The 13,299-nt window shown below is 67.2% G+C and carries 2 protein-coding genes; both read right to left on the bottom strand.

Annotated features, from left to right (window positions below; genetic code table 11):
• Nucleotides 1-127: 127 nt before the first annotated feature.
• Nucleotides 128-6,223, bottom strand: a complete 6,096-nt coding sequence (locus AKJ08_RS00210; RefSeq protein WP_157370366.1) for a choice-of-anchor J domain-containing protein — start codon at nt 6,221-6,223, stop codon at nt 128-130.
• A 374-nt stretch (nt 6,224-6,597) separates the two neighbouring features.
• Nucleotides 6,598-13,125, bottom strand: coding sequence for a choice-of-anchor J domain-containing protein (locus tag AKJ08_RS00205; RefSeq protein WP_169788719.1), 6,528 nt, complete (start codon nt 13,123-13,125; stop codon nt 6,598-6,600).
• Nucleotides 13,126-13,299: the final 174 nt, after the last annotated feature.

Genomic DNA, 13,299 nt, shown 5'->3' with positions numbered 1-13,299 from the left:
CAGGGTTTCCTCTTGTCTCGGACTTCTTGCCCGAGAAACACGAACGCCGCCCTCGGGAGATCCGAGGGCGGCGCGCGTGTCGGTGCGGGGCGCTGCCGTTCGTCGGCAGCGCCCCGGTCCTGCCGGATCAGTCGGCTTCTACGACGACGAGATCGTCGATGTAGACGCCGGGGAACACCACCGAGCCGTCCGTCGCGAGGCCGACCCGCAGCTTGACCTGCTGCCCCGCGAAGGCGGTGAGGTCGGCTCGAACCAGGGTCCACCCGGCTCCCGAGTGTTCGCCGCCCCACGCCAACTGGCTGCTGATCGTGAACCTGGGCGAAGGAGAGGTCGTCGTGACGACCTGGTAGCTCGTGCCACCGTTGGTGCTGACCTGGAGGTTGGCGCCGTCGAACGTGCTTCCCTCCGTGAAGAGCCACATGCGGAACCAGGCGACAGGGTGAGACGCGCCGGAGAGGTTGATGATCGGCGACGTCGCGCTGTTTCCGGCGTAGCTCTGGTTGTTGGAATAGTCACCCGAGAGGTTGGTGGCGATGCACTGGGTGCCGCCGTGCGCAGCGCGAGGGCCGACGGTCGTCGGCGTGCCGCACCGCCAGTCGCCCAGGAGAGTCCAGCCGTTGCTGGCGCAGGCACCCTCGAAATCCTGACTGTAGTAGACCTGCGCGCCGCTCACTTCGAACTGCACGTCGAGCTCGTCCGCGAGGTCGGGATCGTTGGGATCCTCCGACCTCACCACGACGCTCACGGGTCCGATATTCCCGATGCCCGGGACGCCCGTGAGGGTGCCGGTGATCGGATCGATGGCGAGCCAGGCGTGGTTCCAGCCGCCCTCGATGCTCCACCTCGCGCCCGCCGCGCCTCCGGTCTTCTCCAGCCGCTGCGTGTAGGCCACGTTCGCCCAGGCATCGGAGACGATGACCGGCGTGATCGAGGGCGCGACGAAAACCTTGTGCTGGATCTGCACGTCGTCGATGTAGACGCCGGGATCCGAGTGGTTGCTGGTCGTGCCCACGTTGAACGCGAAGCGGACCACGATCGGCTCGCCCGCATAGGCTGCGAGGTTGACCGAGTATCGGCGCCATCCGAGCTGGTCGAGCTCGCCGCCCCACGACAAGGAGGAGGCGATGGCCCACCCGGTGTACGGAGGATCCACGTCGGCGGCGGTCGGAACGCTGAAGCTCGATTCGGAAGCCCTGCGGACCTGCACCTGGAAGCTGTCCCATCGCCCGCTGTGGGTGCTGACCCAAGCCCAGAACGTGAGCGTGGACGGGGGCCCACGCGGAACGAGGACGGGCGGGGACTCGGCGTAGTTCGCCGAGAAAGTGAGGGAGGAGGTCTTGTTGTAGTTGGCATCGATCTTGGTCGCGATGCAGCCAGAGCCCGAGTGGCAGGCGGCGGGGCCCACGTTGGTCGGGCTTCCGTGCTCCCAATCGCCCGTCAAGGTCCAGCCGTCCGCTCCATCGTCGAAGCTCTCCACGAAGCTGGGTTCGGCGGAGACCTCGACCACCTCGAACTCGAACGTCTTCTCGTCGAAGTTCGACGGGCGGCTCGGCTCCTCCACGCGCAGCGTGAAACTCACGGTACCCACATCGGAGACCGACGGGGTCCCGGAGATCCGCTGGGTGGCCGGGTCGAAGATCAGCCACGAGGCGTTCTGGCCCGGGGCCATGCTCCAGACCGCAGCCGCGGTGCCACCGGTCTTGGTGAACGACGCTTGGTAGGGCAAGCCCGATCCGCCCATCGGGAGGTTGGCGGCGTTGATCGAGAGCGGCACGTATGCGCCGTTGGTGATCACGACATCGTCGATGTACACGCCGGCTGCGGTGGTGCCGCCATCGGATCGGAAGCCGAACTGCACCTGGATCGAACCTCCCTCGTACCCGCTCAAATCGACGGAGTACTGCTTCCAACCAAGGGTCGCGTAGTAGCCACCCCAGGCCAACTCGGAGGCTCCCGAGGGCGTCCCACGGTAGGGGGGCGCCACCTCGGTGGCCAGGGTGAAGGTCGTTTCTCCCGTACGGCGGATCTTGATGTTGAAGCCGTCCCAGAACGTCGACGACGACGTCGAACCTTCCGTGTCGACCCACGCCCAGAAGGTCAAGATGGGGCTCGAAGCCTCACTCAGATCGATGAGCGACGACGTTGCGATTGAGGTCGTAAAGGAAGCATCGTCGTTGTAGTTGCTCGCAAGACGCGTTGCCAGGCAGTTGGAACCGGTGCGGCAGCTCGACGGGCCGACGCTCGAGGGCGTCCCGCACTGCCATTCCCCACCCATGCTCCAGTTCGCCGAGCAGCGATCGAAGGTCGACGTCCAGATCTGTCCGGGCTCGATCTCGAACACCTCAAAAGTGAAGTCCTTGGTGGCCGAGTTGGTCGGGTTCCGGGGCTCGGCGACCTGGACGGTCAGGTTCATCGTCCCCACGTCGCCAGGGCCCGGCATGCCGCTGAGCCGGCCGGTGGCGGCGTCGAGCTGCAGCCAGTCGGGTCCGGAGACCAGGGTCCAAGCCGCCTGGGAGGAGCCGCCGCCCTTGACCAGGGCCGTCGTCCACGCTCTGTCGACGAAGGCGTCAGGCAGGGTATTCGCCGTGACGATGCTCACGGGCTCGTTGGACTTCTCGCCGATGGCGAGGTCGTCGATGTAGACGCCCGCGTAGTTGCCGCTGCCGTCGCTCCTGAACGCAAACCGGAGCCGGATGGTCTGGCCGGCATACGCGCCCAGGTCCACCTTGTAGAGCTCCCAGCCCTGAGCGGTGCGATCGCCTCCCCAGCTCAGCTCGCCGGCGACGGTTCCGTCGTAGGCTCGGTTCACGCCCGTCAGCAGGCTCCAGGTGGCACCACCGTTCGTGCTGACCTTCACGTTGAAGGCGTCGTAGCTCGCCTCTGTCCTGACCCAAGCCCAGAAGGAGAGGATCGGATCGTCCGCGTCGGTGAGATCGATCACGGGGGAGTCGGCGACGGTCGACCCCCAGGGGAGGTTGTCACGGTAGTTGCCGGAGAGGTTCGTGCCGATGCAACCCGGCGCCGAATGACAGGCAGACGGCCCCACCGTGGTCGGGGTTCCACACTGCCAGTCGGGATTGAAGGTCCACCCGGCGAGACAGTTGGAGAAGTCCTCCGCGAAATGGAGGTTGGGATCCCGAGGCACGCCGATGATCGCGAAGCTGAAGTCTCCCTCGGCGGAGTTCGAAGGGAGCGTCGGCTCCTGCACGCGGACCCGGAGCTCGACCGGTCCCGAGCTCGGGTCTGGCGGCATACCGGAGATGTTTCCGGTGACCGGATCGATGGACAGCCACTCGTGGTTCGTACCGCTGACGATGCTCCACACCGCCTGCCGTGAGCCACCTCGCCTCGCGAAGCCGGACACGTAGCGAGAACCGAAGTGGGCGTCCGGCAAGCCGGTGGCGACGAGGGAAATGGGATCCAACGCGCCCTCGATGATCATGAGGTCGTCGATGTAGGCGCCGGCGTCGACGGAGCTGCCGTCGCTCCGGAAGGAGAATTGCAGCCGAACGGTCTGGCCCGCGTAGGCGCGAAGATCCAGCGTGAACTGCTTCCATCCAGAGGAGTCGCCCGACCAAGCGTTCTGGCCGTCGATGAAGTTCGTGTAGGCCGGTTCGACGCTGGTCAGCTGCGTGTAGGTCGTCCCGTTGGTGCTGACCTTGACGTTGAAGCCATCGCAGCACGACTCGGTCTTGTACCACCCCCAGAACCGCAGCTTCGGATGGACCGCCTGGGTCAGGTCGATCGGGCGCGAGGTCGCGACGTTCGTCGCGTAGGACTGATCGTTGCTGTAATTCGAGGTGAGCTTGGTCGCCAGGAGCCTCTCGCCGGATACAGGCGCGGACGGCCCGACGTTCGACGGTATCCCGCACTGCCACTCGCCGCCGAGCGTCCAGCTCGAGCAATCGGACTCGAAATCGGAGTAGTAGAGGACGTTCGAGCCGAGGTCCTCGACCGTCGTCGTGAAGGTCCGCTCCGCGTACTTGGCCGGGAGATCGTTGTCGGAAACGCGGACCGTGAGGGAGACGGGCCCGACGTCGGCCGACGTCGGCGTTCCGGTCAACAGCCCTGTCACCGGATCGATGGCGAGCCAGCCGTGGTTCACTCCATCGGCGATGCTCCACGTCACGCTGGAGGTCGTCCCATCCCCGAACCAACCGAGCGGCAAGGAAACGGTCGAATGGCCCGAGTACACCACCGCAGGCAATGACCCGCCGGCGATCGAGAGAGGGATCGCGTAGGGCTCGGAGATCGTCAGATCGTCGACGTAGACGCCTGCGGCGGTGGTGCTGCTGTCCGAACGGAATGCGAACCGCACCTGAACCGTGTCACCTGCGTATGCGCTCAGATCGACCGAGTACCGCTGCCAGCCGAGGCTCGAATAGTAGCCTCCCCAGGCCTGCTCACCGCCGCCAGAGATGATCCCACGGTAGGGAGGAGTCACCACCGTGGCCAAGGCGAAGCTGGATTCATCGGAGCGGCGAACCTTCACGTTGAACCCGTCCCAGAACAACGAAGACGTGGTGTCGCCTTCGGTGTCGACCCACGCCCAGAAGGTGAGGAGGGGGCGGTCCGTGCCGCTGAGGTCGATGGACGGCGAGGTGGCGATGGAGCCCGAGAACGTCGCGTTGTTGGCGTAGTTTCCCGCGAGCTTTGTCGCGAAGGCACCGGTCCCGGAGTGGGCCCTGCCCGGGCCGGACGTCGGCCTTCCGCACTGCCACTCGCCCGCGAAGGTCCAGCCCGAGGCGGCGCAATCCTCGAAGCCCTCGACGAGGTAGACCGCCGTAGCCTGGCAGATGGGACTGTCGTAGGTACCCAGGCAGGAACCGGCGGAGCAGGCATCCCCGACGGTGCACCGGTTGCCGTCGTTGCAGGCGATTCCGTTCGGGAGGTTCGAGGCCGCGCACGATCCGGCCGCATCACAAGCCGAGGACTTGCACTGCCCGAGGCCCGCGATGGTGCAAGCGGTCCCGGCGGGGCGAGCCTGTGCAGCGCAGGCGCCGGCGCTGTCGCACGAAGCCACCTGACACTGCCCGAGCCCGGCGATGGCACAGGAAGTGCCCACGGCGAGGGGCTCGGCTACGCAGGCTCCGGCGTTGTTGCACGCAGACGCCTGACACTGTCCGAGCCCGGCGAGCGTACAGGACGTGCCTGCAGCGAGAGGCTGGGCGACACAGGCACCGGTGGCGTTGCAGGCCGCCGCCTCGCACTGTCCGATTCCGGCGAGCGTACAGGACGTGCCCGCGGTGAGTGGCTGGGCGACGCAGGCGCCGGTGGCGTTGCAGGCCGCAACCTCGCACTGTCCGATCCCGGCCAGCGTACAGGACGTGCCCGTGGAAAGAGGCGCTGCGACGCAGGCGCCGGCGCCGTCACAGGCCGCCACCTCGCACGGCCCCATCCCGGCTACCGTACAGGACCTGCCCGAGTCGAGAGGTTCGGCGATGCAGGCGCCGTCAACCGGATCACAGGCGGCCACCGCACAAGCCGAGCCCATCCCGGAGCAGTCCTTCGGCATGGCGACGCACTCGCCCGCCTCGCAGGCCGCGATCTCGCAGAGGCTCCCGGCCTCACAGCTCGTGCCGTCGGCGATCGGGATCAGCGAACAGCTCGCGCTCAGCTCGTCACAGGCGACGTCGCCGCATTCGGTGGCCGCGAGGCCGCAATCGTTGGGGAGCTTCCCGACGCACTCGCCTACCTCGTTGCACGCGTCGCCCAGGGTGCAGAAGAGGCCGTCGTCGCAGGCGGTGCCGACCTCGGCATGGACGAGGACGCAGGTGTCGAGCGGCCCCTCGAACCTTCCGTCGTTGTTGCATGCCGCCACGACGCACTGGCCGACCGCGAGCTCGGCGCAGTCGGCATCGTCGTGACACAGCCTCGGATCTCCGCCCCCAGTGCCGCCCGTGGCATCGCCGCCGGTGCCGCCCGTGGCATTACCGCCGGTGCCGCCCGTGCCATCGCCAGCGGTGCCGCCCGTGCCATCGCCGGCGGTGCCGCCGGTGCCATCGCCAGCGGTTCCGCCGGTGCCGTCGCCGCCAGTGCCACTGAGGCCGCCGCTGCCACCGGTGCCGCTGGGGCCGCCGGTGCCTCCGGTCACCCCGCCGCCGCTTCCGCCGTTGTTCGAAGGACCGTCACCGCCACAGGCGGCGAACGAGAGCGCCAGCACGATCGCCAGCGCCCAGACTCGAATGGATTGCAACGAAACGACCGACACCAACGCGCGCATGGGCGAAGCCCTCCAGCCAGCCGGCTCGAAGCCGGAATACATCCCAGTGGCCGACGAGGATAGACGGCTTTCATCCATCTGCAAGTCAAAGCGTTTGATCGGCAATCCAACCGAAGGCGACAGACTTGATTTTCCCCAGCAATTCCCGCGCACTGCAAGATGGCCTCGGAAAAATACTATGTATTGAAACATTATGAATTCAACGTCATCGAGTTGAATGCCGCTTGCACAGTCGCAGCTCGAACGGATGCGACGTGGTTCTCGTCGCCCTTCTTCGGGCGAAAAAATGAACGCCGCCCTCGGGAGCTCCGAGAGCGGCGTTCATGTGGTCGCGGGGCGCTGCCGCTGGCCGGCAGCGCCCCTGTCCTAACGGATCAGTCGGCCTCTACGACGACGAGGTCGTCGACGTAGACGCCCGGGTAGTTCACGGAGCCGTCGCTCGCGTTGGCGAAGCGCAGCTTGACCTGCTGCCCGGCGAAGGCCGAGAGGTCGGCGCGGACGAGGTTCCAGCCGGCCCCGGACTGGTTTCCGCCCCAGGCCGCCTGGCTGCTGATCGTGAACTTGTAGCCGGGCGAGACCGCGGACATGGCCTGGTAGCTCGTGCCGCCGTTCGTGCTGATCTGGAGGTTGGCCCCGTCGTAGGTGCCTCCCTCGGTCCAAGTCCACATCCGGAACCAGGCGATCGGCCTCACCGCGGTGGAGAGGTCGATGGTTGGCGAGGACGCGTTCGAGCCGGCGTAGGTACGGCTGTTGTCGTAGTTGCCCGAGAGGTTGGTGGCCAGGCACTGGGTGCCGCCGTGGGCCGAAGGAGGCCCGACGTTCGTCGGCGTGCCGCACTGCCAGTCACCAGCGAGAGTCCAGCCGTTGGGGCAGGCGCCCTCGAAGTCCTCGCTGTAGTAGACCTCCGCTCCGCTGACCTCGAACTGCACGTCGAGCTCGTCTGCGAGGTCGGGCTCGTTCGGATCCTCCGCCCGAACCACGACGCTCACGGGCCCGATGTCGCCGAAGCCCGGCATGCCGGAGAGGGTGCCGGTAGCCGGATCGATGTCGAGCCAGCCCTGGTTCCATCCGCCCACGATGCTCCAGTTGACGGCAGCCGCGCCGCCGGTCTTGGGGACGCGCTGCGTGTAGGGCACGTTCACCCAGGCGTTCGACGCGGTCACCTCGGTGATCGACGGCGAGACGGTGTGCGCGTACTGGACCTGGACGTCGTCGATGTAGATGCCCGGATCGACGATCGTGGCGAAAGAGCTGGAGGCGTAGAGCTGGAACCGGACCACGATCGAGTCGGCAGTGTAGGTCGAGAGGTCGACCGAGTACCGACGCCATCCGAGCTGGTCGAGCTCGCCGCCCCACGACGACTGGCTGTTCGCGGTTCCGGAGTACGGCGGATCCACGGCGGCGGCGGCTGCGACCGTGAAGCTCGACCCCGAAGACCTGCGAATCTGCACGTTGAAGCCGTCGTAGTTGGCATTGTACGTGCTCACCCAGGCCCAGAAGGTGAGCGTGGACGCGGGACCGGGCGGAACCGCGATGACCGGCGAATCCGCGGTGGAGGTGATCGACGAAGAGCCCTTCGTGTAGTTCCCGTTGAGCTTCGTCGCGAGGCAGCCGGTGCCCGAATGGCATGCGGCGGGTCCCACGTTGCTCGGGGTGCCCTGCTCCCAGTCGCCCGTCAGCGTCCATCCGCCGGGACCGACATCGAAGGTCTCGACATAGCTGGCACCAGCGGGCAGCTCGATGACCTCGAACTGGAAGGTCCTCTCTGCGAAGTTCGACGGGAGGCTCGGCTCGTCCACGCGGAGGGTGAAGCTCACGATGCCCACGTCGGACGCCGACGGGGTCCCGGAGATCTGCCGCGTGGCGGGGTCGAAGCTCAGCCAGGACGCGTTCTGGCCCGGGACCATGCTCCATACCGAGCCGGAGGTGCCACCGGTCTTGGTGAACGTCGCCTGGTAGGGGAAGCCCACCCCGCCGGTGGGGAGATTGGCGTTCTGGATGGCGAGGGGCTCCGCGGCGGCGGTCGTGACGAGCAGGTCGTCGATGTAGACGCCGGCAGCGTTGGTGCTGCCATCCGAGCGGAAGCCGAACTGCACCTGGATCGATTCTCCCTCGTACGCGCTCAGATCGACGGAGTAGCGCTGCCAGCCGAGGCTCGCGTTGTAGCCGCCCCAGGCCGACTGGCTGTCGATCGTCGCGCGGTAAGCCGGCGTCACCGAGGTAGCGATGGCGAAAGCGGTCTCACCGGTGCGGCGAATCTTGACGTTGAAACCGTCGTAGAGGGTGGTCGCGCCCTCCGTGTCCACCCACGCCCAGAAGGCGAGGACGGGCGCAGACAGGTCGCCGAGGTCGATGAGCGGCGACGTGGCGGTCGACGTCGCGAAGGAGGCGTTGTTGTTGTAGTTCGCCGAGATTCGAGTCGCCAGGCAGGAGCTACCCGAGTGGCAGGTCGCCGGGCCGACGTTGGCAGGCGTGCCGCACTCCCACTCGCCGCCCAGCGTCCATCCGGCAGGGCAGCCAGTGAAATCGGCCATGTACACCTGGCCCGGGAGGAGCTGGAGCACATCGAACGCGAACGTCTTCTCGGCGAAGTTGGTCGGGACCGTGGTGGACTGCACCCGGACGGTGACGGTCACCGGACCGACGTCCTCGACCGCGGGAGTGCCCGTGAGGACCCCGGTCGCGGGATCGACGGTCAGCCAGAGGTGATTCGAGCCGCCGACGATGCTCCACTCGACCGGACCGTAGCCGTAGGCCTTCGTGAGCGGGAACTCGTAGGACCGGCCTCCGAACGCGTTCATCAAGCTCGAAGTGACGATCGTGAGCGGATCGTAGACGGCCTCCATGACCTTGAGGTCGTCGATGTAGACGCCGGGCCTCGCGGTCGACGTGTCGCTCCGGAAGGCGAATCGAAGCTTGACGCGCTGATCGGCGTAGGCCGAGAGGTCGGCCTCGTAGCGGCGCCACCCGAAGGCGGACAAGTCGCCGCCCCAGGCCTGCTCGCTGTTCACCGTACCGGTGTACGCGGGTGCGACCGACGTGAGCTGCGTGAACGCGGTCCCATCGGTGCTGACCTTCAGGTTGAAACCGACGGTGGTGTTGCTCTGGGTGTACACCCACGCCCAGAACACGAGCCTGGGGTTCGCCGTGCCGCTCAGATCGATCCACGGCGAGTCCGCCGTGTTGGTCGCATAGGTCTGGCTGGTGCGGTGGTTTCCGTCCAGCACCGTGGCGAGGCAGGAGCTGCCGCCATGGCAGGTGGCGGGTCCGACGTTCGTCGGCGTTCCGCACTGCCAGTCACCGCCGAGGGTCCAGCCGGCGCTGCATGACTCGAAACCTTCCTGGAACAGGCCACCCGGCGCCAGGTCCAAGACCTGGAAGGTGAAGTCCTTGGTCGCGAAGTTGGCGGGGTTCAGCGGCTCCTCGATCCGCACCGTCACGTTCGCCGCTCCGTCGTCGCCAGGGCCGGGCGTGCCGTGGAGCTCTCCGGTGGCGGCGTCGATCTGCAGCCAGGAGGGCCCGGCGACGATCGACCATGTCGCCAGGGAAGAGCCGTTCGTCCTGGCGAGCCTCATCGACCAGGCGCGGCCGACGAAGGCGTCGGGCAAGGCGCTGGCCGTGACGATGCTCAGAGGATCGGCGAACCTCTCCGACACGAGGACGTCGTCGATGTAGACGCCTGCGTGGTTGGTGCTGCTATCGCTGCGGAACGCGAACCGGAGCTGGATGGTCTGGCCGACGAAGGCGCTGAGGTCCGCCGAGTAGCGCTCCCAGCCCTGCGTGGTGCGATCGCCGCCCCAACCCTGCTCGCCCCCGGCGGTTCCGTCGTAGGCTCGGCTCACGCCCGTGATCAGGCTCCAGGTGGACCCGCCGTTCGTGCTCACCTTCACGTTGAAGGCGTCCGTCGTCGCCGACTGGGTCCGCATCCAGGCCCAGAAATAGAGCTTCGGATCGGACGCGCCAGTGAGATCGATCGTGGGCGAGTCCGCGACGGTCGACGACCAGCGGAGGTTGTCGCGGTAGTTGCCCGTGAGGTTGGTGGCGAGGCAGCCGGGCTCCGAATGGCAGGTGGCCGGCCCAACGGCGCTCGGAGTGCCGCACTGCCAATCCGAGTTGAGAGTCCATCCTGCGGAGCAGTTCGAGAAGTCGTCGGCGAAGAGGATACCGAAGGGACGGGGCTCGACGACCGCGAAGTCGAAATCGGCCACTGCGAAGTTCGAGGGAACCAACGTCTCCTCGAGCCGGACCCTGATCTGGACCGGTCCCGAGTTGGAGGCAGCCGGCGTGCCGGAAAGGGCGCCGGTGACGGGATCGATCGAGAGCCAGCCATGGTTCGTGCCGCTGACGATGCTCCACACCGCGCCATTCGAGCCACCGCGCCTGGCGAGCCGAGCCAGGTAGGAGGAACCGAGGCGAGCGTCGGCCAAACCGGTTGCGACGATCGAGAGAGGATTGATTGCGGACTCGTAGATCGCGATGTCGTCGATGTAGATGCCCGCGTCGACGATGCTGGTGTCGCTCCGGAAGGCGAAGGTCAGGAAGACGGTCTCGCCAGCGAAGGCTCCGAGATCCGCCTCGTACATCCTCCAGCCCGAGCTGTCTCCCGACCACGCATCCTGGCTGTCGATCGTCGCGGTGAACTCAGGATTGGTGTTCGTCAGCGGCACGAGGGTGGTGCCGTCGGTGCTCGCCTTGACGTTGAATCCGTCGCAGCACGACTCGGTCTTCATCCACGCCCAGAACCTCAGCCTTGGATGGCTCGCCTGGGTGAGGTCGATGGCCGGCGAAGTCGCCTTGGTCGTCGCGAACGTCTGATCGTTGTTGTAGTTCGCGTTCAGGCGGGTCGCCAGAAGGTTTGAACCGGAGAATGCGGCGGAGGGCCCGACAATCGAGGGCGTTCCGCACTGCCAGTCCCCACCGAGCGTCCAGTTCGAGCAGTCCCCTTCGAGATCGTTGAAGTAGAGGAGGTTCGAGCCGAGATCGTCCACCCGGGTGGAATAGGTCCTCTCCGCGAAGTTGGCCAGGAGCTCCGAGGACGTGACGCGGACCGTGATGGAGACGGGACCCGAGTCGGCCGACGTCGGCGTTCCCGACAGCATGCCGGTGGCGGGATCGATGCTCAGCCAGCCGTGGTTCACGCCATCGACGATGGTCCAGGAGACGTTGGGGCCGCCGCCACGCCGGCTGGGCTGCGTGCTGAAGCTGTGACCCACGTAGGCGAGGGGGAGAGCCCGGTCGATCAAGGAGAGCGGAAGCGCATCGACCTCCGCGATCGAGATGTCGTCGATGTAGATCCCCTCGTAGGTGGTGCTGCCGTCGCTGCGGAAGCCGAAACGAAGCTCGATCGTATCCCCCGCGTACTGGCTCAGGTCCACGGTGTACAGCTGCCATCCGAGCGATGCGAACAGACCGCCCCAGGCCAGCTCGGAGGGCGTACCGATCGAGGCCCTGTAGGCGGGCGTCACGGCGGTAGCCAGCGTGAAGTTGGTCTCACCCGAGCGGCGGACCTTGAGGTTGAATCCGTCGTAGAGCGTCGAAGAGCCTTCGGAGTTGACCCAGGCCCAGAACGACAGGACGGGGCTCGACGCGTTGCCGAGGTCGATGGGCGCCGAGGTGGCGGTGGAGGTCGCAAAGGTCGCATTGTTGCCGTACTCGCCCGCGAGCTTCGTCGCGAAGGCACCCGTGCCAGTGCGGGCCGCGTTCGGCCCCGAGGTCGGCGTACCGCACTGCCATTCGCCCGCGAAGGTCCAGCCGGAGGCGACGCAGTTCTCGAAACCCTCGGTGAGATAGGTCGCAGCCGCCAGGCAAGCCGGCCCGTCGTAGGTTCCCGAGCAGGAGCCGGAGACACAGGCGTCCGCCACGGTGCACCTGTTGCCGTCGTTGCAAGCGGTCCCGTCTGCCAGGTTCTGCGGCGCGCACGCGCCCGCCGAATCGCAGGAGGCGGTCTGGCACTGCCCGAGGCCCGCGATCGAGCACGCGGTCCCGGCGGGACGGTTCTCCGCGGCGCACGAGCCGGCGCCATTGCAGGCCGCCACTTCGCACTGCCCGAGCCCAGCCAGCGTACAGGAGGTGCCCGCGCCGAGAGGCTCGGCCACACAGGCGCCGACGCCGTCACAGGCAGCGACCTCGCACTGACCGATCCCGGCGAGCGTACAGGAGGTACCCATGTCGAAAGGCTCGGCGACACACGAGCCATCGACGGGATCGCAGGTGCCGGCCGAGCAGGACGAGCCCATCGCGGAGCAGTCCTTCGGCGCGACCACGCATTCGCCGGCCTGGCAGGCCGCGATCTCACAAACGTCGCCGCCCTCGCAGCTCGTGCCGTCGGCAACGGGGACCATGGAGCAGGTCGCGGTCAGCTCGTCGCAGGAGACGTCGCTGCAGTCGGTGGCCTCGAGACCGCAATCGTTGGGAGTCTTGCCGACGCACTCGCCGACCAAGTTGCAGGCGTCGCCAACGGTGCAGAAGAGGCCGTCGTCACAGGCCGCGCCGACCTCTGCCTGGACCAGGACGCAGGAGTCGATCGGACCTTCGTACCTGCCGTCGTTGCAGACCGCGACAACGCACTGTTCTACCGCGAGCCCGGCACAATCCGCGTCCTCGGCGCACTGCGTCGGATCGCCGCCGCCGGTGCCGCCGGTGCCGCCCTCGCCCGCGTCGCCGCCGGTGCCGCCGGTGCCCTCGCCGGCATTGCCACCCGTGCCGCCGGTGCCCTCGCCGGCATTACCGCCAGTGCCGCCGGTGCCTTCGGCGGGCTTGCCACCCGTGCCGCCAGTGCCTTCGCCGGCCGTGCCGCCGGTGCCGCCCTCGGAAACGCCGCCGGTTCCCCCGCCGCCGCTACCGCCCTTGCCTTCTTCGGATCCAACGTCACCGCCACAGGCAGCGACCGAAAACGCCAGCAAGCTCGCCAGCGTCCACGATCGGACCGGGTGCAACGATAGGACCGCCAACAACCCACGCATCGTCGAATACCTCCAGCCAGCCCGACGGATCAAAAGTCGGGATTCATACGGATGGTCACGGACGATAGATGGATTGCATCCCACTGCAAGCCCAAACGTTTGACCGCAAACAAC

It is taken from the genome of Vulgatibacter incomptus (assembly GCF_001263175.1).
In the GTDB taxonomy this organism is placed as follows: domain Bacteria; phylum Myxococcota; class Myxococcia; order Myxococcales; family Vulgatibacteraceae; genus Vulgatibacter; species Vulgatibacter incomptus.
Note: the sequence above shows the minus strand (reverse complement) of the source record. Positions and strands in the feature narration are given on the sequence as shown.